This is a genomic window from Hydrogenophaga sp. GW456-12-10-14-TSB4 (assembly GCF_059424305.1).
The window spans coordinates 1-22215 of sequence record NZ_JBWKZH010000084.1; the positions used below are offsets into that span (position 1 = coordinate 1).

The 22215-nt window shown below is 69.5% G+C and carries 21 protein-coding genes; 16 read left to right on the plus strand and 5 right to left on the minus strand.

The window, feature by feature from the left end; all coding sequences use genetic code 11:
* From cpaB to AC07ZS_RS26655, 11 genes are all read left to right on the plus strand, one after another.
* On the plus strand, positions 1–875 hold an 875-nt coding region (cpaB, locus tag AC07ZS_RS26605; protein ID WP_494801462.1), incomplete at its 5' end, for a Flp pilus assembly protein CpaB.
* Between the two features lie 32 nt (positions 876–907).
* Positions 908–2278, plus strand: coding sequence for a type II and III secretion system protein family protein (locus AC07ZS_RS26610; RefSeq protein WP_494801463.1), 1371 nt, complete (start codon positions 908–910; stop codon positions 2276–2278).
* 16 nt (positions 2279–2294) lie between these two features.
* On the plus strand, positions 2295–3587 hold the full coding sequence (locus tag AC07ZS_RS26615) for a CpaE/TadZ family protein (protein ID WP_494801464.1): 1293 nt from the start codon (positions 2295–2297) through the stop codon (positions 3585–3587).
* 6 nt (positions 3588–3593) lie between these two features.
* Positions 3594–4910, plus strand: a complete 1317-nt coding sequence (locus AC07ZS_RS26620; protein WP_494801465.1) for a TadA family conjugal transfer-associated ATPase — start codon at positions 3594–3596, stop codon at positions 4908–4910.
* Positions 4903–5847 (plus strand): type II secretion system F family protein, encoded by a 945-nt coding sequence (locus AC07ZS_RS26625; protein ID WP_494801466.1) that lies wholly within the window; start codon positions 4903–4905, stop codon positions 5845–5847. The genes AC07ZS_RS26620 and AC07ZS_RS26625 overlap by 8 nt, the downstream gene beginning before the upstream one ends.
* 16 nt (positions 5848–5863) lie before the next feature.
* On the plus strand, positions 5864–6793 hold the full coding sequence (locus AC07ZS_RS26630) for a type II secretion system F family protein (RefSeq protein WP_494801467.1): 930 nt from the start codon (positions 5864–5866) through the stop codon (positions 6791–6793).
* Positions 6790–7572, plus strand: a complete 783-nt coding sequence (locus AC07ZS_RS26635; protein ID WP_494801468.1) for a pilus assembly protein — start codon at positions 6790–6792, stop codon at positions 7570–7572. Before AC07ZS_RS26630 ends, AC07ZS_RS26635 begins: the two co-directional genes overlap by 4 nt.
* A gap of 34 nt (positions 7573–7606) precedes the next feature.
* Entirely contained in the window at positions 7607–7897 is a 291-nt protein-coding gene (locus AC07ZS_RS26640; RefSeq protein WP_494801469.1) for a DUF3613 domain-containing protein, read from the plus strand.
* A 10-nt stretch (positions 7898–7907) separates the two neighbouring features.
* Entirely contained in the window at positions 7908–8402 is a 495-nt protein-coding gene (locus tag AC07ZS_RS26645; RefSeq protein WP_494801470.1) for a TadE/TadG family type IV pilus assembly protein, read from the plus strand.
* Entirely contained in the window at positions 8399–8863 is a 465-nt protein-coding gene (locus tag AC07ZS_RS26650) for a TadE/TadG family type IV pilus assembly protein (RefSeq protein ID WP_494801471.1), read from the plus strand. Before AC07ZS_RS26645 ends, AC07ZS_RS26650 begins: the two co-directional genes overlap by 4 nt.
* A gap of 2 nt (positions 8864–8865) precedes the next feature.
* Positions 8866–10950 (plus strand): TadG family pilus assembly protein, encoded by a 2085-nt coding sequence (locus AC07ZS_RS26655; protein ID WP_494801472.1) that lies wholly within the window; start codon positions 8866–8868, stop codon positions 10948–10950.
* A gap of 4 nt (positions 10951–10954) precedes the next feature.
* On the opposite strand, the gene lgt is transcribed toward AC07ZS_RS26655, so the two are convergent.
* Positions 10955–11758 (minus strand): prolipoprotein diacylglyceryl transferase, encoded by an 804-nt coding sequence (gene lgt / locus AC07ZS_RS26660; RefSeq protein ID WP_494801473.1) that lies wholly within the window; start codon positions 11756–11758, stop codon positions 10955–10957.
* Positions 11759–11762: 4 nt separating this feature from the next.
* The gene (locus tag AC07ZS_RS26665) at positions 11763–12695 is read right to left on the minus strand and encodes a LysR family transcriptional regulator (protein WP_494801474.1); all 933 of its coding nucleotides are present in this window, start codon (positions 12693–12695) and stop codon (positions 11763–11765) included.
* A 95-nt stretch (positions 12696–12790) separates the two neighbouring features.
* Here AC07ZS_RS26665 and ilvD point away from each other — a divergent pair, with 95 nt between their 5' ends.
* The gene (gene ilvD, locus AC07ZS_RS26670; protein WP_494801475.1) at positions 12791–14497 is read left to right on the plus strand and encodes a dihydroxy-acid dehydratase; all 1707 of its coding nucleotides are present in this window, start codon (positions 12791–12793) and stop codon (positions 14495–14497) included.
* A gap of 19 nt (positions 14498–14516) precedes the next feature.
* On the opposite strand, the gene AC07ZS_RS26675 is transcribed toward ilvD, so the two are convergent.
* Positions 14517–14762, minus strand: coding sequence for a TIGR04438 family Trp-rich protein (locus AC07ZS_RS26675; protein WP_494801476.1), 246 nt, complete (start codon positions 14760–14762; stop codon positions 14517–14519).
* A 123-nt stretch (positions 14763–14885) separates the two neighbouring features.
* Between AC07ZS_RS26675 and AC07ZS_RS26680 the strand changes: the two genes are divergently transcribed.
* Positions 14886–15200, plus strand: coding sequence for a c-type cytochrome (locus tag AC07ZS_RS26680; protein ID WP_494801477.1), 315 nt, complete (start codon positions 14886–14888; stop codon positions 15198–15200).
* 69 nt (positions 15201–15269) lie between these two features.
* Here the strand turns inward: AC07ZS_RS26680 and AC07ZS_RS26685 are convergent, their stop codons facing one another.
* Together AC07ZS_RS26685 and acs are read right to left on the minus strand one after the other, a co-directional pair.
* Positions 15270–16607, minus strand: a complete 1338-nt coding sequence (locus AC07ZS_RS26685; RefSeq protein WP_494801478.1) for a hypothetical protein — start codon at positions 16605–16607, stop codon at positions 15270–15272.
* 167 nt (positions 16608–16774) lie between these two features.
* Complete coding sequence (gene acs / locus AC07ZS_RS26690; protein WP_494801479.1) at positions 16775–18769, minus strand: acetate--CoA ligase; 1995 nt, start codon at positions 18767–18769, stop codon at positions 16775–16777.
* A gap of 149 nt (positions 18770–18918) precedes the next feature.
* On the opposite strand from acs, the gene AC07ZS_RS26695 reads away from it, so the two are divergent.
* The 3 genes from AC07ZS_RS26695 to proW form a co-directional block, all read left to right on the plus strand.
* Positions 18919–19521: a TIGR00645 family protein gene (locus AC07ZS_RS26695; RefSeq protein WP_494801480.1), complete on the plus strand. Its 603-nt coding sequence runs from the start codon at positions 18919–18921 to the stop codon at positions 19519–19521.
* Positions 19522–19907: 386 nt separating this feature from the next.
* A complete protein-coding gene (gene proV / locus AC07ZS_RS26700; RefSeq protein ID WP_494801481.1) occupies positions 19908–21107 on the plus strand; it encodes a glycine betaine/L-proline ABC transporter ATP-binding protein ProV in 1200 nt (399 codons plus the stop codon).
* A 23-nt stretch (positions 21108–21130) separates the two neighbouring features.
* The coding region (gene proW / locus AC07ZS_RS26705) for a glycine betaine/L-proline ABC transporter permease ProW (protein ID WP_494801482.1) at positions 21131–22215 on the plus strand (1085 nt) is incomplete at its 3' end.

The window sequence follows — 22215 nt, forward strand, 5'->3', positions numbered from 1 at the left end:
CGCCCGTGCCCGCCCCGCAACCGGCCGCCCGCACGGCACCGGCCGAGGCCACCTTCCCGGTGGTCGTGGCCAGCCAGCCGCTGCCCGCTGGCCAGCCCATCGAAGCCAGCGTGCTGCGCGTGGCGCAGCTCACCATCAACCCGGCCGGCGCCTTCATGACGGTGGCCGAAGCGGTCGGCCGCGTGCCGGTGCTCGACCTCGGCACCGGCGCGCCCCTGCTGGAGAACCAGCTGATGTCGGGCCTCGCCCTGCGCCTGGAGCCCGGCGAACGCGCCGTGGCCGTGAAGGCCGACGAGGTCATGGGCGTGGGCAACAGCGTGCGCCCGGGCGATTTCGTCGACGTGTTCTTCGCCCTCAAGGCCGACGGCCGGGACGTGGACCGCAGCCAGTCGCGCCTGCTGCTGGCCCGCAAGCGCGTGCTGGCCTTCGGCACCGCCTCGGTGGACGGCATGCCCGCCAACGGCGAAGGCCGCGGCAACCAGAGACCCCAGGTGGCCAACCAGCAGCCCGCGCGCACCGCCGTGCTCGCCGTGCCGGTGGAAGACGTGAACCGGCTCGCCCTGGGCGAGGCCAACGGCCGCCTGCTGCTGGCCCTTCGCCACCCGAACGACACCGCCGAACCCGATCCCACCCTGTTCGCCGAACTGCAGACGGCCTTGCAGCCGGCCCGCCGCGGTGGCGGCGCACTCTCCGGCATGGACCGCGCGCTCGCCGGCCTGACCACCCAGGACCTGGCCGCCGGCGGCGGCGCAGCCGGTGCGCGCAAGCCCGCCCAGCCCGGCAGCGCCCCGCGCCCGGTCGTGGCCGCGGCAGCCCCCGCCGGCCATGAGGTCGAGATCATCCGCGGCGACCGCCGCGACACCGTGCGCTATTGAAACCTCGCGCTCCAACCCACCAGGTGCCCCGCATGTTCAAGCCCACACCCCGCCCCCTTCCGTCGCGCCGCGCGCCGCGCTGGCCCCGCCTGGCCCTGCTGGCAGGCCTCCTGATCACCGCTGCCTCGGGTGGGCTGTTCGCGCAACCGGCCACGGACGCGCCGGCCAGCGCGAGCGCCGCCCGGCCCTTGCGCCTGGTCGCCGGCACGCAGCAGGAACTGGTGATCGACAAGGGCGTGGAGCGCATCGCCATCGCCAACGAACAGGTGGCCACGGTCATGGTCACGCGCCAGGCGCGCGGCACCCCCGGCGCGCGGCTCATCGTGACCGGCAAGGCACCCGGCAGCACCTCCCTGCTGGTCTGGGAACGCGGCAGCGACGCGGCCACCACCTACACCGTCGAGGTGCAGCGCGCCGGCGCGGTGCTGCAGGGCAGCTACCCCTCGGCCGCCGAACACCAGCAGGCGCGCGAGGCGGCCCTGGCCCTGCAGCCCGACAAGGCCGCATTGGCCGATCGGTCCACGCTCAACGTGAAAAGCCAGACGGTGCAGGTGGAAGTCAAGATCGTGGAGTTCAACAAGCGCGTGCTCAAGCAGGCCGGGCTCAACCTCTTCAGCACCGCACCGAACAAGCACGGCTTCAGCTTCGGCGTGTTCTCACCGAGTTCGCTGCAGTCGTACGGTTTCGACCGCAACGCCTCGTTCACCGTCGAGGCCTCCTCGCCGCTGGCGCAGGCGTTCAGCCTGCTGCTGGGTTTCGGCAAGGCCAACATCGGCCTGAACCTGGGCCTGCTCGAAGGCAACGGCCTGGCCCGCGTGCTGGCCGAACCCACGCTGGTGGCGCTCTCGGGCCAGAGCGCGAACTTCCTCGCCGGCGGCGAGATTCCGGTGCCGGTCGCGCAGGGCCTGGGCACCACCAGCATCGAATACAAGCCCTTCGGCATCGGCCTGACCGTCTCGCCCACCGTGCTGTCCAACCAGCGCATCGTGCTCAAGGTGGCGCCCGAGGCCAGCGACCTGGACTACACCAACGCCGTCACGCTCAGCGGCGTCGCCGTGCCCGCGATCACCACGCGCCGCGCCGACACCACGGTCGAGCTCGGCGACGGCGAGAGCTTCGTGATCGGCGGTCTGGTCAGCCGCACCACCACCTCCAGCGTGGACAAGGTGCCCATGCTCGGCGACCTGCCGGTGCTGGGCACGGTGTTCAAGCGCCAGGACTACCAGCAGAACGAGCGCGAGCTGGTGATCGTGGTCACGCCCCACCTCGTCAAGCCGTTCGCCCAGGGCACACAGGTCGATGCGGCCTTGCCCGGGCGCAGCGAGCAGCGCGACCCCGCCTTCTGGCGCGGCTTCGTGGTCGGCAACGGGGCCGACGACGCCCTGCCCGGCTTCTCCCGGTGAACACCGGCCGCCCGCCATGAGCACGATGCCCACGCCCCTCCACACCACGGTCCAGAGCCGCAGCGTGTACCTGTACGCCTCGGACAGCGGTGAGCACGCCGGCTGGCTGAACGCGGCCCTGGGTCCCCTCGGCCAGGTCACCGTGGTCGCGCTGGACGACGCCGCACTGGGCGAGCGCATCGCCATCACCCAGCCGCGCACCGTGTTCCTGGACTTCTCGGGTCCGCAAGCCCTGCGCAGCACGCGCCTGGCCACCGCCCTGCGGCGCGACTGGCCCGAGCTGTTGCTGATCGGCACCGGTCACGCGAACGAAACCAGCACCACGCTCGCCGCGCTGCGCGCGGGCGTGGACGACTTCCTCGATCTCGACGGCCCGACCGGCGAGGTGCTGGCGGTGCTGCAGGACCTGATGGCGCGCCGCAAGGGCCAGCGCGCACCACAGGCCCGGGGCCGCAGCATCGCCCTGCTGGGCGCGCGGATCGGCCTGGGGGTCAGCACGCTGGCCTGCAACCTCGCCGCGCTGCTGCAGGAGCAGCGCGCCGCCGCGCTGGCCCGCACGCCCGCGCGCGCGGCGACCCACCGCCAGGGCGTGGCCCTGCTCGACCTGGGTCTGCCGGCGCGCGACGCCCTGCTCTACCTCGGCCTCAAGAGCGAGTTCAGTTTCGTGGACGGCGTGCACAACCTGCACCGCCTGGACCCGACCCTGCTGCAGACCGCGCTGGCGCAGCACGCCAGCGGCGCGGCGGTGCTCCCCCTGCCGGCCAGCCTGGCGCAGATCCGCGAGATCTCGCACGCCGAATCGGTCTCGTTGATCCAGCGGCTGACCGACCACTTCGATGTGCAGATCGCCGACCTCGGCGGCTTCTCCTCGGTCGACTTCGTGGCCCAGGTGGCGCGCAACGCCGACCAGGTCTGGGTGGTCTGCGACCAGAGCATCGGCGGCATCGTCTCCACCGCCGCCCTGCTGCGCGAACTGCGTGAACTGGAAGTGAACATGCAACGGCTCTCGCTGGTGGTCAACAAGTTCGAGCCGTTCGTGAACCTGCCCGCGCTCGACATCGCCAACCAGCTGGGCCTGCCCCTGAGCCACGTGCTCCCCGCGCGCGCCAGCGCGCTGCTGGCGGCCTCCTGCCAGGGGCAATTGCTGGCGCGCTCCGCGCGCAACGACCCCTATGTGCAAGCCGTCGGCCAGATGGTGCGCGGCCTGCTGCCCTGGATCGACGGCAGCGCGCCGACCGACGCCGGCGAGGCCCCGCCCTGGACGCCGCGCGTGGCGCAGATGCTCAACAAGTGGATCCACCGGAGGTGACAGGCCATGACGAACCACGTCGAGTTCTCCGACAACCAGCAGGCCTTCCTGAACTCCAGCGAGTTCCAGACGGTCAAGACCTTCATCCACGAGCACCTGCTCAACCGCATCGAGGAGCTCGGTGCCGAGTTCGGCCGCTGGTCGCGCAGCTCGGTGCAGCAGTTCGTCAACCTCGAATGCGAAAACCAGGTGCGCCTGCACCGGGTACCGATCAACGCCCGAGAGACGCAGCTGCTCGCCGACGCCCTCACGAAGGAATTCGCCGGCTTCGGCCCGCTGGAAGACCTGCTGAACGACCCGAGCGTCGAGGACATCCTCATCAACGGCAGCAAGCTGGTCTACGTCTCGCGCCGCGGCATGCTGCAGCGCGAGCACCTGCACTTCACCGACAACGAGCACCTGATGCGCATCATCCGCCGCATCCTGGCGCCGATCGGGCGCCGGCTCGATGAGTCCAACCCGATGGTGGACGCGCGGCTGAGCGACGGCGGCCGCATCAACGTGGTGATCGAGCCCCTGGTCATCAACGGTCCGGCCGTGTCCATCCGCAAGTTCCGCAAGGACCCGCTGAGCCCCGAGGAGCTGTTCGAGCTCGGCACCTTCGACCAGGCCATGGGCCACCTGCTGGAGATGGCGGTGCGCTCGCGCTGCAACATCCTGGTCAGCGGCGGCACCAGCTCGGGCAAGACCTCGCTGCTCAACGCGCTGGCCAACTTCGCGCCCGACACCGAGCGCGTGGTCACCATCGAGGACACGGCCGAACTCGCCCTCAACCACCCGCACGTGGTGCGCCTGGAGAGCCGCCCCGGCGGCTACGACGGCAGCGGCAGCGTGGCCATCCGCGACCTGCTGCGCAACAGCCTGCGCATGCGGCCCGACCGCATCATCGTCGGCGAGGTGCGCGGCGGCGAGGTGATCGAAATGCTGCAGGCCATGAACACCGGCCACGATGGCTCCATGGGCACCATCCACGCGAGTTCGCCGCGCGAGTGCCTGTACCGCCTGGAAATGCTGGCGGGCTTCGGCGGCTACCAGGGCAGCGAGCTCAGCCTGCGCCGCCAGATCGCCAACGCGATCGACTTCATCGTGCAGATCGGCCGCCTGCCCAACGGCACGCGCCGCATCCTCTCGATCAGCGAGGTCACCGGCCTGAACGACAACGTGGTCGCCATGCAGGAGCTGTTCCGCCACGAACCCGTGGTGCAGGCCGACGGCCAGGAAGGCGACCGCTGGGTCGCCATGGGCGTGGCGCCGCATTCCCCCAAGATCGCGCGCCTGCGCCAGAGCCTGCAGGCCCAGATCGCGGAGCGCAGCCATGGCTGAACGCGGCCTCGTCGCGCTCGCCGTGGCCCTGCTGCTGGCCGCCGCCGGCATGCTGCTGTGGACCGCCTCGGTGCGGCGCCAGCGCCGCCTGCAGGCACAGCGCAACATGGCCGACCGGATCGACCCGGTGGCCGCCCACCCGCTGCCCTCCGGCGCGCTGCGTTTTGCCGCCCCACCGGCTCCGGTGCTGCCCGCCTCGGTCGCGCGCAAGCCGGCCGCGCGCCTGCCCGGCTGGCTGCTCGGCGCGGTGGCGCCGGGCGCGCTGCTGGGCGGGCTGGGCGTTCTAATCGCCTCGGTCGGCCTCACCGCGCTGGTCTCGGGCGCCGTGAGCGCCCTGGGCCTGTTCGCGGTGCTGCTGATGGGCGGCGTGTTCTTCATCTGGCTGCGCGTGCAGGCCATGCGGCGCCAGATCGTGCGCCAGCTGCCCGGGTTTCTCGACGTGATCGTGCGCCTGATCGTGATGGGCCACTCCACCCAGGCCGCGTTCCAGACCGCCGTGGCCGGCACCAAGGCCCCGCTGCGGGACCACATGGACAAGGCCATGGGCCTGGTCAAGGCCGGCATGGACATCGATCAGGCACTGCTGCAGGTGGCGCGCAAGGTGCGCATCGAAGAGCTGTTCCTGCTGGCCTCCATCCTCGGCCTGGGCGTGCGCTACGGCGGCCGCTCCGACCTGCTGCTCGAACGCGTGGCCCACTTCATGCGCGACCACGAGGAAGCGGAGCAGGAACTGACGGCCATGTCGGCCGAAACGCGCTTCTCGGCCTGGATCCTGGGCCTGCTGCCGGTGCTGGTCGGCGGCGCGATCGTCACCACCAACGGCGACTATTTCGCGCGCATGTGGACCGACCCCACCGGCCAGGCCATGGTGGTCGGGGCCCTGGGCCTGCAGGCGTTGGGCGCGCTGCTGCTGTACCGGCTGGCCCGGCTGTCCTGACCCGAAGGTGCACCCCATGAGCCCCCTGCCCCTCGCCGTCGTCGCCCTGCTGCTGCTGGCCCTCGCGCTGGCGCTGGCTGCCGGCGTGCTGCTGTACCAGCATGCACAGCGCCAGACCACCGCGCAGGTGATTCAACGCGCCCTGGGCGAGAACGCCGCCCCGGCGCACACCCTGCCCGAGGACCTGGCCTTCCTGCGCGGCAGCCGCTGGCCCGTGCGCTGGCTCGAAAGCCGCCTGGGGCGGTTGCTGGTGGCCGATGAAGACCGCCGCCTCATCCAGCAATGCGGCCTGTCCCCCGTGCGCGCCCAGCTCGCCCTGCTGGTCTCGCGCGCTGCGCTGGCCGTGGGCCTGCCGCTGCTGGTGCTGCTCGGCTGGGGCGATGCGGGCAACAGCCTGCTGTGGTCGGCCGCCGCTTTCGCCATCGGTTTCATGGGCCCCAAGTGGCTGCTCAAGCACCGCGCCGCCCGGCAGTGCGAGCGCGTGGCGCACGAGCTGCCCCTGTTCGTCGACATGCTGGGCCTGCTGCAGAGCGTGGGCCTGAGCCTGGACCAGAGCCTGCAGGTGATCGCCAGCGACTTCCAGCACGTGATGCCCGTGCTGGGCGCGGAGGTGGCGCGGTCCAACCGCCAGTACAGCCAGGGCCGCACGCGCGAGCAGGCCTACCAGCGCATGGCCGGCCTGCACGACAACCAGCACCTGATCGACTTCATCGCCCTCATCAACCAGGTGGACAAGCACGGCGGCGCCGTGCAGGAGCCCATCCGCCAGTTCAGCGAGCGCCTGCGCGTGCACCGCAAGGCCGGCATGAAGGCGCGCATCGGAAAGATCACCGTGAAGATGACCGTCGTGATGGTCACCACCCTCCTGCCCGCGCTGGTGATCGTCACCGCGGGCCCCGGTTTCCTCGCCATCATCCGCTCCGTCGGGAGCCTGACCGGATCATGAACACCTCCTCCCTCCGCCTCCCTTCCATCGTCCGCACCCTGCTGCTCGGCGCGACCGCACTGGCACTGGGCGCCTGCGCCTCGCTGCCCGATGCGGCGCAGCTCGAAGCCGCGCAGGCCGCTGCCCGCGAGCCCAGCCTGGACAACCGGCCGACCTACCTTTCACTGGTGCGCCAGATGCAGGGCAACAGCATGTGGTTCGCCTCGCTCGCCCACATCGACGCGCTGGAACAACGCTGGGGTGTCAGCCCCGAAACCCGCCTGTTGCGCGCCGACGCCCTGCGCCACACCGGCCAGCCAGCCGCCAGCGCCGCGCTGTACGACAAGCTGCTCGACACGCCCGAGCGCGCCGCCGCCTACCGGGGTCTGGGCCTGCTGGCGGGCGCCGGCGACGACTACGCGCGCGCGGCCGAGATGTTCGAGCGCGCGCGCCAGCTGCAGCCCACCGACGGCCTGCTGCTGAGCGACCTGGGTTACGCCCTGCTGCGCGCGCAGCGCTTCGAGGCCGCCCGCCTGCCGGTGCTGCAGGCCGCGCAGCTGCTGCCTGCGAACCCCAAGGTGCGCAGCAACCTCGCGGTGTACCTGCTCACGCGGGGGCAGACCGAACAGGCCCGCCAGGTGATGGACGAAGCCCGCTTCGGCAGCGCCACGCGCGAGGCCATCGAACAACTGGCGCAGGCCCTCGCACCGCAGCACGCGGTGGTGGGCGGCCTGGCGCTGCAGACCGGCCTGCGGCTGAGCCCCACGCTCACCCCGCCGCCGGCGCTGGCCACCCCCTGATCGATCACCGCTGTCACACCACCCAGGAGGTTCCATGAAAACAAGAAGTCCGCTGCGCTGCCTTTCCTTGTGGGCCGCGCTGACCGTGGCCTCGCCACTGTGGGCGCAATCGGCCGGCGCCCTGGCCACGGAGGCCGCGCCGCCGGTCCGCGTGGGCGACGCCACCCACAGCCTGCTGCAGCGCCAGCGCGAGGGGCGCGAGGCCTCGGCGACGCCGCGCCCGATCGACGGCGCCGTGGCCGAGGCCAGCCAGCAGCGCTACCTCAAGAGCTTCGAGCAGCCGCTGCCGGTCTGGTTCGGCTCGCGGCTGGGCTCCACCAAGTAGAGCGCGCCCCATGCGCACGGCCCGGGCCCTTCGCCGACGGCCGCACCGCCAGCGCGGTGTGTACGCCATCGAGTACGCCATGGCCTTCCTGCTCTTCTTCGGCCTGGTCTACTCGATCATCTGCTACGGCATCCTGTTCACCTTCCGCTTCGGCCTGCAGAACGCGGCCGAAGACGGCGCGAGGGCGGCCCTGCGGCACCAGACCAGCCTGGCCGCGCGCCAACTCAAGGCGCAGCAGGTGGCCGAAGACCGCTCCCTGGGCTGGAAGCCGGGCGCGGCGGTGCTCACCATTCCCCTGCCGCAGGTCTGCCAGACCGCCACCGGCACCTGCCTGCAACCGGCCGGCACGCTGCCCTGCGGCACCTCGTGGGCGCAGCGCTGCCAGGTGAGCGTCACGGTGCGGCTGAGCGACCTGCACCAGGTGCTGCCGCCGTTTCCCGCCTTCGCCCTGCCCGACGAGCTGGTGGGGCAGGCCAGCGTGCTGCTCGACGGGAGCGCGCTGTGAACCGCCGGCAACGCGGCGTGGCGGCGATCGAATTCGCCTTCGTGCTGATGGGCCTGCTGCTCGCGTTCTACGGCATCGCCACCTTCGGCGTCGTGCTGTACACGCAGCAAGCCCTGTCGCGCGCGGCATCAGACGGGGCGCGCGCGGTGCAGATGTTTCCTCAACTGCGCACCGCCACCGCCCCCGAGGTCGCCACGGCCCGGACCCACATCGAGACCGTGGTCTGGGACTCGCTGAGCGGCTCGGTGATCGTGCCGCTGGCGCACAGCGACACGCCGGCCGCGCGCCGCGCCTGGCTCGCGCAAACCATGGACGTGGAGGTCGCGATGCCAAGCACCACGCTGACCGTGACGGTGTCCTACCCCTACACCGCCGGCCGCCTGCTGCCCTGGGTGCCCCTGTTCGACACCAGCCAGTGGCTGCCGGGCACGCTCACCAGCCGCGCGACCGCCGCGCTTTGACCATGTCACGCCGCCAGTCCGGTTCGATCGTCATCAACACGGCCATCGCGCTGAGCCTGATCGTGATCGCCCTCGTCGGCACCGAGCTGGGCTACCTGTTTTTCATGAAGCGCGAGCTGCAGAAGACCGCCGACCTCGCGGCCGTCGCCGGCGCATCGGCGATCCAGCCGGCCAGCTGCACCGCGGCCCGCACCGCCGCGCTCACCAATGCCGGCCAGAACCTCGTCGGTTTCACGCCCGTGGTGGCCTGTGGCCGCTGGGACCCGTCGCAAGGCACGGAGCGCCACTTCACCGCCGACCTCACGGCCTTCAACGCGGTGCACGTCGTGATCGAAGGCGCACCGCCGCCCTTGCTGGCCTTCTTCCCCGGCGAGCGCAGCCTGCGCGCCGAAGCGATCGCCGCCGCCACCGACCCGCTGGCCTCGTTCTCGGTGGGAAGCACCCTGTTGCGCACCGGCAGTTCGGTGCTCGGCGATCTGCTCAAGGGCATCGGCCTCGACCTCACCGGCACCTCGCTGGTCGGCTACGACGGCCTGGCGCAGGTGCAGATCACCCCGGCCGGGCTGCTGCAGGCCCTGGGCATCCCGGTGGCCACCGACATCGGCGTGGGCGAACTCAACACCCTGCTCGCGGCCCAGACCGTGCAGCTCGGGTCGCTGCTCAACGCCATCGTCACCGCCGGCGGCCAGGACACCCTGCTTGCGACGAACGCCGCGCTGCTCAACGCCGTGGTCGCGCGCCTGGGCGTGTCAGACCTGCAGGTGCGGCTGGGCAGCCTGGCCGGCGGGCCCTCGGGCCTGTTCGCCGAGGTCATCGCCCCCGGCGCCAACGCCGCCTCGGCGCTCAACGTCGGCGTGAACGCGCTGGACCTGCTGTACTCGGCCATCGGCGTGGCCACGCAGAAACACGCGGTGGCCGTCAATGGCCTGAGCCTGGCCGGCCTGGTGAGCGCGAAGACGGTGCTGATCGAGCCACCCTCCGTGGCAATCGGCGGCGTGGGCGCCACGGCCTACACCGCGCAACTGCGCACCTGGATCGAGTTCAACACCAGCAACCTGCCGGTGATCAACCAGTTCGCGCAGATCAAGCTGCCCATCATGATCGACCTGGTCAACGGCCGGGGCACGCTCACCGAGATGTGCACGCCCGCGCTGCGCAAGCCCGACGGCACCGAGCGCGCGTCCATCGCGGTGAACGCCTCCATCGCCAAGGTCTGCGTGGGCCGGCCCGGCGCCAACCCGGCCAACGAGAACGAGATCTTCTCCACCTCCGCCAGCTGCGACCAGAACCTGACCGACGAAGACCTGCTGCGCCTGGGCCTGGGGGGCGTGAACCTGGTGAGCCTGCGCACGCACCTGAAGATGGATGCGCTGCCGCTGCAGGCGAGCGTGACGCTGGCCGCTGGCGAGACCGCCACCGTGGGCAACGACCTGCTGCTGGGCAGCACCGTCAAGAACATCACCGACGCGCTGCTGGCCACCCTGCTGGTGGAAACGCTGGACCGGGGGCCGGCCCTGACATTGGCGCAACGCCAGGCCTCGGCACAGAACCTGTGGAATGCCCAGGGCGCGGCCTGCACCACCCGGGCCTGCCGCGTGAGCCGCCTGACCACCGTCAAGGCCGGCATCGAGAACACCACGTCCGGCCTCGGCGGTTTCCTGGGCGGGCTGAGCAGCGACGTGCTGGCCCTGCTGAGCCACACCCTCTCCCTCAACCTGCAGGGCCTGCTGAACGGCGTGGGCACGCTGGTGGGCGGCCTGCTGACGAGCGTGGGCGACATCCTGGGCGCCGTGCTGGGCGGCGTGATCGGCGGCTGCACCGCCCTCATCGGCTCCAACGACGCGGCCTGCGTCAGCGAGATCGCCAACAGCCTGAACGGGAACACCTCCGGCGGGGGCGACACCGTGCCCAACGCCATCACCGCGCTCACCGGCTACCTGCTGCAGGCGCTGCGGCCGTTGCTCGACGCCATCGGCAGCAGCGTGCTCACCCCCCTCCTGCGCGACGTGCTGGGCCTGCACCTGGGCCAGATCGACGTCAACCTGCAGACCCTGAACTGCCAGGCGCGCGCGCACCTGGTGTATTGATCGCTCAGGCTTTGCGCTGGCCGAACCACCACCACATGAAAGCGCCGCCGACGATCATCGGCACGCACAGCCACTGGCCCATGCTCATGCCCAGCGAGAGCAGGCCCAGGTGAGCGTCGGGCTCGCGGAAGAACTCGGCGATGAAACGGAACACGCCGTAGCCGAACAGGAACACGGCCGAGACCTGGCCGCGTGCGTGCTCCTTGCGCGCGTAGAACCACAGCAGCACGAACAGCAGCAGACCTTCGAGCAGGAACTGATAGACCTGCGAAGGGTGGCGCGGCAGGTCGCCCGCACCGCGGAACACCATGCCCCAGGGCAGCGAAGGATCGGCCACGCGGCCCCAGAGCTCGCCGTTGATGAAGTTGCCCAGCCGACCGGCCGCCAGGCCCGTGGGCACGCAGGGCGCGACGAAATCCATCACCTGCATGAAAGGCCGCTGCCGGCTGCGCGCGTACCAGACCATGGCGAGCATCACGCCCAGCAGGCCGCCGTGGAAACTCATGCCGCCCTGCCACACCGCAAACACCTCCAGCGGGTTGGCGAGGTAGTACGCGGGCTTGTAGAACAGGCAGTAGCCGATGCGCCCGCCGGCCACCACGCCGAGCACGCCGAGGAACAGGATGTCTTCCACGTCGCGGCGCGTCCAGGGCGGCTGGGTCACGCTGGCGAACGGGGGATGGCGCAGGCGCGCGTTGGCCAGCAGCATGAACAGCCCGAAGGCCAGCAGGTAGGTCAGGCCGTACCAGTGGATGGCCACGGGGCCGATCTGGAGGGCGACGGGATCGATCTGGGGGTGTTGAAGCATGGTTCTATTGTGGGCCAGCTTGCTCGCGGGCGAATTCGATGAAATGTGTCAGTGCCGGCGTGAGCGCATCGGCGCGCCAGACCAGGCTGGTCTCGCACGCCGGCACCGCCCGCCCGCGCGAGGGCCGGGGGCTGCGGTAGACCACGCCGGGGCGCTGGAACTGCCGCACGCTCTGCGGCACCCAGGCCAGCCCCAGCCCGGCCGACACCAGGTTGACGATGGTCTGCATCTGGATCGCTTCCTGCGCCACCTGCGGGGCCCGGCCGGCCGCGTGGTACAGCGCGAAGATCGCGTCGTGCAGCGTGGGCAGGATGCGCCGGGGAAAAATCACCAGCGGCTCGCTCAGCAGTGCAGCCAGCCCGGGTTGGTCCCGCGCGGCCAGCGGATGCGACTCGGGCAGGGCCACCACGAAGGGCTCACTGGCGATGCGCGCGTGCGCCAGACCCGGCGCCTGGAAGCCCGGTGAATGCAGCACCATGCCCGCGTCCACCTCGCCCCTGGCGAGCAGTTCCAGTTGCACGTCGCCCGTGGCCTCGATCAGCTCCAGCGCCACCTGCGGCCAGCGCTGGCGGAAAGTGCGCACCCAGCGCGGCAGCAACTCGAAACCCACGGTGGACACGAAGGCCAGCCGCAGCCGGCCCAGTTCGCCCGCCGCAGCGGCGCGCGCCAGTTCGGGCAGCGCCTGCGCCCGGCCCAGCAGGTCGCGCACCTCGGGCAACAGGGCCCGGCCGGCGGGCGTGAGGGCCACGCTGCGCTTGGTGCGATCGAACAGGCGCACGCCCAGCGCCTGCTCCAGCCCCGCGATGGCCTGCGTGAGCGGCGGCTGCGTCATGTGCAGGCGCGCAGCGGCGCGGCCGAAGTGCAGATCTTCGGCCAGTGCCACGAACTGGCGCCACTGGCGCAATTCGATGCGCAGCGTTTTCAAGGCATCACTCATATGCCAGACATATTAATGGAAGCCGCCGAAGCAATTGGAAACGGCTGCCGGCCTGACGCATACTCTTCGCACCCATTCCCCACGAAGAGACAGCCATGGCCGACAGCAAAACCATCACCATCAAGCCCATCAACAGCCGCAGCGCCAACATCACGGAAGGCAAGTCGCGCGCGCCCAACCGCTCCATGTACTACGCCATGGGCTACGAGGAAAGCGACTTCAAGAAGCCCATGGTGGGCGTGGCCAACGGCCACAGCACCATCACACCCTGCAACAGCGGCCTGCAGAAGCTGGCCGACGCGGCGGTGGCGGGCATCGAGGAAGCCGGCGGCAACGCCCAGATCTTCGGCACGCCGACCATCTCGGACGGCATGGCCATGGGCACCGAAGGCATGAAGTATTCGCTGGTCAGCCGCGAGGTGATCTCCGACTGCATCGAAACCTGCGTGCAGGGCCAGTGGATGGACGGTGTGGTCGTGGTCGGCGGCTGCGACAAGAACATGCCCGGCGGCATGATGGGCATGCTGCGCGCCAACGTGCCCGCCATCTACGTGTACGGCGGCACCATCCTGCCCGGCAGGTACAAGGGCCAGGACCTCAACATCGTCAGCGTGTTCGAGGCCGTGGGCCAGAACGCCGCCGGTAACCTGAGCGACGAAGACCTGCGCGAGATCGAGATGCGCGCCATTCCGGGCACCGGCTCCTGCGGCGGCATGTACACCGCCAACACCATGTCCAGCTCGTTCGAGGCGCTCGGCCTGAGCCTGCCCTACTCGTCCACCATGGCCAACCCGCACGACGAGAAGCAGAACTCGGCCAAGGAATCGGCCAAGGTGCTGATCGAGGCCATTCGCAAGGACATCAAGCCGCGCGACATCGTGACCAAGAAATCGCTGGAAAACGCCGTCGCCGTGATCATGGCCACCGGCGGCTCCACCAACGCGGTGCTGCACTTCCTGGCCATCGCGCACGCCGCCGGCGTGGAATGGTCCATCGACGACTTCGAGCGCATCCGCAAGAAGACCCCCGTGCTGTGCGACCTCAAGCCCTCGGGCAAGTACCTCGCGGTGGATCTGCACCAGGCCGGCGGCATCCCGCAGGTCATGAAGGTGCTGCTCAAGGCCGGCCTGCTGCACGGCGACTGCCTCACCATCAGCGGCCAGACGGTGGCCGAGGTGCTCAAGGACGTGCCCGATGCGCCGCGCGCCGACCAGGACGTGATCCGCCCGATCGACAACCCCATGTACGCCGAAGGCCACCTGGCCATCCTCAAGGGCAACCTCTCGCCCGAAGGCGCCGTGGCCAAGATCACCGGCCTGAAGAACCCCGTCATCACCGGCCCGGCGCGCGTGTTCGACGACGAGCAGTCGGCGCTCAAGGCCATCCTGGACGGCAAGATCGTCGCGGGCGACGTGATGGTGCTGCGCTACCTCGGCCCCAAGGGCGGCCCCGGCATGCCCGAGATGCTGGCCCCCACCGGTGCGCTCATCGGCGCCGGCCTGGGCGAGAGCGTGGGCCTGATCACCGACGGCCGCTTCTCCGGCGGCACCTGGGGCATGGTGGTCGGCCACGTGGCGCCCGAAGCGGCGGCCGGCGGCACGATCGCCTTCGTGAAGGAAGGCGACTCGATCACCATCGACGCCCACCAGCTCAAGCTGGAGCTCAACGTGCCCGAGGCGGAGATCGCCCAGCGCCGCGAAGGCTGGACGCCCCCGGCACCGCGCTACACGCGCGGCGTGCAGGCGAAGTTCGCGTTCAACGCGGCCAGCGCCAGCAAGGGCGCCGTGCTCGACAACTACTGATCCGGCGGCTCCGGACCGGTCAGCGCGAGGGGCGCTTGGGCTTGATGCCCAGCGCCTCGCGCTGCTTGTCGATGCGGTCCTTCTTCTTCTGGTCCATCTTCTCCATCGCCTTGCGCTTGGTGTAGCCCGATGAATCGGCCCAGGCCCACCAGGCCACGGCCAGCACGAAGGGCGACAGCACCCACCACCAGGACCACCCGGCCACCATGCCGACCTCCAGATACTTCAGCAGCGACAGCACCAGACCCGCGATCAGCAAATACATCACAAACTCCCGTAAAGGCCCCGTGAAGCGGGCAAGAAACTGTAAGCGTTCGTTTCGCGGGGAATGGGGCTCGGTAGAATCGACTGCGTGACACTCTCCCGCATTCACCCAGAAGGACACCCCATGAAACGCGCTCTCCTGATTATGGCCGCCATGACGACGCTGGCCGCTCCGGCCATCGCCGACGAAGCCCTCGCCAAGAGCAAGAACTGCATGGCCTGCCATGCCGTGGACAAGAAGCTGGTGGGCCCCTCGTACAAGGACGTGGCCAAGAAGTACGCGGGCGACGCCAAGGCCGTGGACGCGCTGGCGGCCCGGATCGTCAAGGGCTCCGAAGTGGGCAAGGGCAACTGGGGCGCCGTGCCCATGCCGCCCAACCCGCAGGTCAGCGAAGCCGAGGCCAAGAAGCTGGCTGCCTGGGTGCTGAGCATCAAGTAAGCCGCCTCGCCCCGACACAAAAAAACCCGCTGGCATCCAGCGGGTTTTTTGTTGCCTGCGAAGACCTGCTCAGTCCACGATGCCCACGTGCAGGAAGCCGGCCTTCGCCGAGCTGCGCGCACCGATCAGCAACTCGAGGCGCGTCGAGCGCATGCTGAAGTAGACATCGGGCGCCTCCGTGGCCGGGTAGATGCCGACCGACGCTTGCCCGCCCGGTGCACCCAGGGTCAGGTCGAGCAGGCCGACGCCGGCATCGGTCATGGACATCTCATACTTGGTCGGCGTCGCGTTGGTCACGTCGAGCGTGCCATTGGTGGACCACCCGCTGCTGGTGAACGTCGACACCCGAGGGGCCGTCGGCAAACCGATGTTGAGCACCTGTGATCCGTCCGCGAGCGAAGTGCCGGCACTCAGATAGATCTTCTCGCCCTCCACCACGGCCACACTGAAGCGACCCTGCGCGGTGCCGGTGGTAGCGTTCCTCAGCAACCACACGCCCGGCTGGGTGTCGGCCGTGACGAGGCTGGTGGACACACTGCCGGGCGGGCAGTGCTCGATCCGGTAGATGATGGCGTCGGTGCAAAACTTCACCACCGTGCCACCGCCCGTGATCGAGAACTGCGAAATGGCCGACTGGGCGCCGCCGCCCGCCAGCCGCTGGATGTACGCGCGGTCATAGACGCCATCCAGCCGGCTTTGCGTGAGCACGAAAGCGCGCGAGGCCACGAACGGATACGCCGCGTAGGTTCCCGCCGCGGCAAACGGCACCGCAAACGGGAAGCCACCCACGATGGTGTCCCGCACACTGCGCAGGGAGGACGTGTTGACACCGCCGATGCGGCTGCTCTGCACCGTCCAGTCCTTGGCGGGCGCCACGGGCGGGGTCAGCGCACCCGAGGTCGAGACGCCGACCGCATCCGTCATGGTGTAGGTATCCAGGTCGAAATTGATGTTGAGCGTCTGGCGCGAGCCATTGGCGGCGAACACCACGTACTCGCCATTGCGGTAGTCACCGGTCTGCACCAGGAAGTCCACCGTCTTCGTGCGGCCGCCCGAGGCGCTGGCCGTGAGCTTGTAGGCGCCGGACAGCAGCGCACTGGGATTCTCGAAGCGCGAGACCCACCGCGCCGTGCCGGTGTCCACATCGGTGCGGGTCACGCCACTGCCGACATCGCTGCCAACCCATGAACTGGATTCATTGGCCTTGACCACCACCGACTGCCCCGGCAACACGGTGTACATGCCCGCCAGATCGGGCGTCGCGGCAATGCCCCCGACTTCCACCGTGAGCGCGAACTCTGGCGTCGCCGCCGCCGGCGGGGCACTGCCCCCGCCTCCGCCCCCGCCGCAACCGAACAAAGCCAACACCCATGCCGCAGCCAACGCGGGCTTCACGCTTCCGACCATTCCCACCCCCTGATGCCATTCAATCTGGTTGACTCCGGCGACGCCAGAGAATGCATCAAAATGTAAGAATTAAGCCGGTATTTGTAACTGAGGGCAAACCCTTGTCCCCAAAGCCAGAGCGGCCCTGTGCGGGCCGCTCTGGATGTGGGAGCAGCGGTTTCGCCGGATCAGTTGGTCTGCGCCAGCTGCTCCAGGATGGCCGGGTTCTCCAGCGTCGAGGTGTCCTGCGTGATGGCCTCGCCCTTGGCGATGGAGCGCAGCAGGCGGCGCATGATCTTGCCGCTGCGGGTCTTGGGCAGGTTGTCGCCGAAGCGGATGTCCTTGGGCTTGGCGATCGGGCCGATTTCCTTGCCCACCCAGTCGCGCAGTTCCTTGGCGATGGCCTTGGCCTCGTCGCCGGTGGGGCGCGAGCGCTTGAGCACCACGAAGGCCACGATGGCTTCGCCGGTGAGGTCGTCCGGACGGCCCACCACGGCGGCCTCGGCCACCAGGTCGGTCTTGCCCACCAGCGCGGACTCGATCTCCATCGTGCCCATGCGGTGGCCCGAGACGTTGAGCACGTCGTCGATGCGGCCGGTGATGCGGAAGTAGCCCCGGTCGGCGCTGCGCACCGCGCCGTCGCCCGCCAGGTAGTAGCCCTTGAGTTCGTCGGGGAAGTAGCTCTTCTTGAAACGCTCCGGGTCGCCCCAGATGGTGCGGATCATGGACGGCCAGGGCTTCTTCACCACCAGGATGCCGCCCGCGCCGTTGGGCACGTCGTTGCCCGCTTCATCGACGATGGCCGCTGCGATGCCCGGCAGGGGCAGCGTGCACGAGCCCGGCACCAGCGGTGTGGCGCCCGGCAGCGGGGTGATCATGTGGCCGCCGGTCTCGGTCTGCCAGAAGGTGTCCACGATGGGGCAGCGCTCGCCGCCCACGTGCTTGTGGTACCACATCCAGGCCTCGGGGTTGATGGGCTCGCCCACCGAGCCGAGCAGGCGCAGGCTGGTCAGATCGGAGCGCGCGGGATGCACTTTCTCGTCGCCCTCGGCGGCCTTGATCAGCGAGCGGATGGCGGTGGGTGCGGTGTAGAAGATGGTGACCTTGTGCTTCTCGATCATCTGCCAGAAGCGCCCGGCGTTCGGGTAGGTGGGCACGCCCTCGAACACGACCTGCGTGGCACCGGCGGCCAGCGGGCCGTAGGTGACGTAGGTGTGGCCCGTGATCCAGCCGATGTCGGCGGTGCACCAGAAGATGTCCTCGGGCCGCAGGTCGAAGGTCCAGTTCATGGTGAGCTGCGCCCACAGCAGGTAGCCGCCGGTGCTGTGCTGCACGCCCTTGGGCTTGCCGGTGGAACCCGAGGTGTAGAGCACGAACAGTGGGTGCTCGGCGCTCACCATTTCAGCCGGGCAGCTGGTGGATTGCCCGGCCATCGCGTCGTGCATGAAGGTGTCGCGGCCAGCGACCATGTTGCAGGCCGTGGGGGTGCGCTGGAACACGAGCACGTTCTTGATCGAGTCGCAACCGCCCATGGCGATGCCTTCGTCCACGATGGCCTTGAGCGGCAGCTCCTTGCCGCCGCGCAACTGGTAATTGGCGGTGATCACGGCCACGGCGCCCGCGTCCTGGATGCGTTCCTGCAGGGCCTTGGCCGAGAAGCCGCCGAACACCACGCTGTGCGTGGCGCCGATGCGCGCGCAGGCCTGCATGGCCACCACGCCTTCGATGGTCATGGGCATGTAGATGACGACGCGGTCGCCCTTCTTCACGCCGCGCGCCTTGAGCGCGTTGGCGAACTGCGAGACCTTCCCCAGCAGTTCCTTGTAGGTGACCTTGGTCACGTCGCCGTTGTCGGCCTCGAAGATGATGGCGGTCTTGTTCTCGACCGGCGTGCCCATGTGGCGGTCCAGGCAGTTGTAGGAAGCGTTGAGCTCACCGTCCTCGAACCACTTGTAGAACGGCGCCTTGGAGGCGTCGAGCGTCTTCGTGAAGGGCTTGTGCCAGCTCAGGGTTTCGCGCGCCAGCCGGGCCCAGAAGCCCTCGAAATCCTTGTCGGCCTCCGCGCAGAGCGCGTGGTAGGCCTCCATGCCCGAGATGCGCGCGGCCTTCACGGTGGCGGCCGAGGGCTCAAAGACGCGGTTTTCGACCAGGGTGGATTCGATCGTCGACGAAGGCGCAGACATGAATGTCTCCTCAATGTTGTGGGCAGATGACAGGCCGGGACTGTGCTCAAGCGCTCTTACGAGTCTCTTACAGAAAAGGGCGCAGACCTACAATACCGCCTGCCGTCTGGCCGCCCATCCCGGGGGCTCGGTACATTGTGTCACCATCCATGAGCGACCCCGTCAAAGCCCAAGCCCCGATCCGCGCGCTGCCCAACCTGATCTTCGCCAGCCGCTGGCTGCAGCTGCCTCTCTACATCGGACTGATCGCGGCGCAAGCGATCTACGTGTTCCATTTCTGGGTCGAGCTGGTCCACCTGATCGAGGCCGCCTTCGGCAACGACGTGGCGCTGGGCAAGCTGATCACCAGCATCGGCTACAAGAGCGACGTGCAGCTCACCGGCCTGAACGAGACCATCATCATGCTGGTGGTGCTGGCCCTGATCGACGTGGTCATGATCTCCAACCTGCTGATCATGGTGATCGTGGGCGGCTACGAAACCTTCGTGAGCCGCATGCACCTGGAAAACCACCCCGACCAGCCCGAGTGGCTGAGCCACGTGAACGCCTCGGTGCTCAAGGTGAAGCTGGCCACGGCCATCATCGGCATCAGCTCGATCCACCTGCTCAAGACCTTCATCAACGCCGCCAACTACGACGTGAAGGTGCTGATGTGGCAGACTATCATCCATGTGGTCTTCCTGCTCAGCGCCATGGCGATCGCCATGACCGACCGGCTGATGGCCCACCCGCCGGCGAACGACGCCCACTGACAGAGCGCCTTCGGGCGCCCCGTGGGGTCTTCCGGGCCCGCGCATGGGTCATCCATGCGCAAAAGTTATAATCATGGCCTCAGCCACCCTGCCCCAGGCCGGGTGGCGCTCATGTGCTACTCGCGGATCGCCCTGCATCCCGTCGCGGCACAGAGATTTCAACGGCCGGTCTTCCGGCCTCGACGCCGCGTCACTCCCGCACCGTGCCAGCCCCCCAGACAGGGCCCGCTGACCGGGCTTGCGTGATGGCAGGCGCTGGGTTTGCCGATTCGTCGCTGTCAGTGTCTGTCTGCGGTCTTGAATGACCCGGTCGGGCACGCGCGTGCCTCCTGCGTCAAGACCGTTCGCGGTGCCTTGTCCAACTTGCAAAGGAGGCAACAGCACCCATGGCCAAACACATTTCCATCGAGCACGTCTTCAAGGTGTTCGGCGATCAGCCCGAGGCCGCCCTCAAGCGCGTCCGCGAAGGCCGCACCAAGCAGGAAATCCTTGCCGAAACCGGGCAATCCATCGGCGTCTTCGACGCCCACTTCCAGATCGAGGCCGGCGAGATCTTCGTCATCATGGGCCTGTCGGGCTCGGGCAAATCGACGCTGGTGCGCCTGCTCAACCGGTTGATCGAGCCCACGGCCGGGCGCATCCTGATCGACGGCCAGAACATCAACGACCTCTCGGACGCCGGCCTGCGCAGCCTGCGGCGCAAGGACATCAGCATGGTGTTCCAGTCGTTCGCGCTGATGCCGCACATGACGGTGCGCGACAACACCGCCTTCGGCCTCGAACTCGCCGGCGTCAAGCCCGCACAGCGCCTGGCGCAGGCCGACCTCGCGCTGGACCAGGTGGGCCTGGCCGGCTGGGGCGACAGCTACCCCGATGAGCTCTCCGGCGGCATGCAGCAGCGCGTGGGCCTGGCGCGCGCGCTGGCCTCGGACCCGTCCATCCTGCTGATGGACGAGGCCTTCTCGGCGCTGGACCCGATCATCCGCACCGAGATGCAGAGCGAGCTGGTGCGCCTGCAGCAGGTGCGCCGCCGCACCATCGTCTTCATCTCGCACGACCTCGACGAGGCCATGCGCATCGGCGACCGCATCGCCATCATGAAGGACGGCCAGGTGGTGCAGGTCGGCACGCCGGAGGACATCCTGCGCCAGCCGGCCGACGACTACGTGCGCAACTTCGTGCGCGGCGTCGATGCGGCGGCCGTGTTCAAGGCCGGCGACATCGCCCGGCAGACGCAGGTCGTGGTCGCCGAGCACCCGAACAAGGGCGCGCGCGCCGCGCTCAAGCTGCTGGAAGACAAGGACCGCGACTGGGCCTACGTCGTCAGCCCCGACCAGCGCTACCTCGGCCTGGTGTCGGCGGACTCCCTGCGCGGCGCGCTGCAGGACCACGAAGGCCCGCTGGGCCTCTCGCGCGCCTACCTGCCCGACGTGCAGGTGGTCAACGCCGGCCACCCCGTGGCCGAACTCTTCGGCCAGGCCGCGAACGCGCCCTACCCGTTGCCCGTCGTGGACGCCAACGGCCGCTACCGCGGCGCCATCAGCAAGAACACGCTGCTGAAGTTCCTGGACCGCGCGGCGGCCTGAAGCCGCTCCCCACTGGAGAGAACATGAACGACACCGACATCGATATCACCGCCAGCCCCGACACCACCGACGCGTGGGGCGCGTCCACCGCCACCGCCAGCGACAACTGGCTCGACACCACCGCGCTCGCCGACACCGCCGCCCCGATGGCCGACGAGGGCTTTCACCTCGGCCAGCTGTGGGACGGCTCGCTGCCCGTCGAGCGCTGGATCAACGACGCCCTGAGCTGGACGGTGGACCACTTCCGCCCGTTCTTCCAGACCGTGCGCGCGCCGATCGACACCACGCTCACCGGCGTGGAGCAGCTGCTGCTGAGCGTGCCCACGCTGGCCATGGTCGCGCTGATGGGCCTGCTGGCCTGGCAGTTCGCCGGCCGCGCCATCGCCGTCGGCACGGTGATCTCGCTGCTGCTGGTGGCCATGCTGGGCATCTGGCCCGAGGCCATGATCACGCTCTCGCTGGTGCTGACCTCGCTGGCGTTCTGCATCGCCATCGGCCTGCCGCTGGGCATCCTGCTGGCCAGCAGCGACCGCACGCAGCGCCTGATGCGCCCGCTGCTCGACGCGATGCAGACCACCCCGGCCTTCGTCTACCTGGTGCCGGTGGTGATGCTGTTCGGCATCGGCAACGTGCCCGGCGTCATCGTCACCATCGTCTTCGCCCTGCCCCCGCTGGTGCGCCTGACCGACCTGGGCATCCGCCAGGTGCGGCCCGACCTCATCGAGGCGGCGCGCGCGTACGGCGCCTCGCGCTGGCAGATGCTGGCCAAGGTGCAGCTGCCGCTGGCCCTGCCTTCGATCATGGCGGGCATCAACCAGGCGCTGATGCTCTCGCTGTCCATGGTGGTCATCGCTTCGATGATCGCCGTCGGCGGCCTGGGTCAGATGGTGCTGCGCGGCATCGGCCGCCTGGACATGGGCATGGCCACCGTCGGCGGCCTGGGCATCGTGCTGCTGGCGATCGCGCTGGACCGCATCACCCAGGCCCTGGGCCGGCCCGGCCGCGGCGCGCGCCACTGGTGGCAGCAAGGGCCCGCCGGCCTGCTCGTGCGGCTGCTGCGTTCTGCACCTGCCCGCCCGGTGGCGCCTTCCACCGCCCCCCTTTCCAC

Bases quoted from the DNA above. Each gene is read 5' to 3' on its own strand.
- lgt (WP_494801473.1), bottom strand. From the start codon at position 11,758: ATGCTTCAACACCCCCAGATCGATCCCGTCGCCCTCCAGATCGGCCCC.
- proV (WP_494801481.1), top strand. From the start codon at position 19,908: ATGGCCAAACACATTTCCATCGAGCACGTCTTCAAGGTGTTCGGCGAT.
- AC07ZS_RS26645 (WP_494801470.1), top strand. From the start codon at position 7,908: ATGCGCACGGCCCGGGCCCTTCGCCGACGGCCGCACCGCCAGCGCGGT.
- AC07ZS_RS26685 (WP_494801478.1), bottom strand. From the start codon at position 16,607: ATGGTCGGAAGCGTGAAGCCCGCGTTGGCTGCGGCATGGGTGTTGGCT.
- AC07ZS_RS26680 (WP_494801477.1), top strand. From the start codon at position 14,886: ATGAAACGCGCTCTCCTGATTATGGCCGCCATGACGACGCTGGCCGCT.
- AC07ZS_RS26620 (WP_494801465.1), top strand. From the start codon at position 3,594: ATGACGAACCACGTCGAGTTCTCCGACAACCAGCAGGCCTTCCTGAAC.
- AC07ZS_RS26630 (WP_494801467.1), top strand. From the start codon at position 5,864: ATGAGCCCCCTGCCCCTCGCCGTCGTCGCCCTGCTGCTGCTGGCCCTC.
- AC07ZS_RS26665 (WP_494801474.1), bottom strand. From the start codon at position 12,695: ATGAGTGATGCCTTGAAAACGCTGCGCATCGAATTGCGCCAGTGGCGC.
- acs (WP_494801479.1), bottom strand. From the start codon at position 18,769: ATGTCTGCGCCTTCGTCGACGATCGAATCCACCCTGGTCGAAAACCGC.
- AC07ZS_RS26635 (WP_494801468.1), top strand. From the start codon at position 6,790: ATGAACACCTCCTCCCTCCGCCTCCCTTCCATCGTCCGCACCCTGCTG.
- AC07ZS_RS26615 (WP_494801464.1), top strand. From the start codon at position 2,295: ATGAGCACGATGCCCACGCCCCTCCACACCACGGTCCAGAGCCGCAGC.
- AC07ZS_RS26695 (WP_494801480.1), top strand. From the start codon at position 18,919: ATGAGCGACCCCGTCAAAGCCCAAGCCCCGATCCGCGCGCTGCCCAAC.
- AC07ZS_RS26675 (WP_494801476.1), bottom strand. From the start codon at position 14,762: ATGTATTTGCTGATCGCGGGTCTGGTGCTGTCGCTGCTGAAGTATCTG.
- AC07ZS_RS26625 (WP_494801466.1), top strand. From the start codon at position 4,903: ATGGCTGAACGCGGCCTCGTCGCGCTCGCCGTGGCCCTGCTGCTGGCC.
- ilvD (WP_494801475.1), top strand. From the start codon at position 12,791: ATGGCCGACAGCAAAACCATCACCATCAAGCCCATCAACAGCCGCAGC.
- AC07ZS_RS26640 (WP_494801469.1), top strand. From the start codon at position 7,607: ATGAAAACAAGAAGTCCGCTGCGCTGCCTTTCCTTGTGGGCCGCGCTG.
- AC07ZS_RS26655 (WP_494801472.1), top strand. From the start codon at position 8,866: ATGTCACGCCGCCAGTCCGGTTCGATCGTCATCAACACGGCCATCGCG.
- AC07ZS_RS26610 (WP_494801463.1), top strand. From the start codon at position 908: ATGTTCAAGCCCACACCCCGCCCCCTTCCGTCGCGCCGCGCGCCGCGC.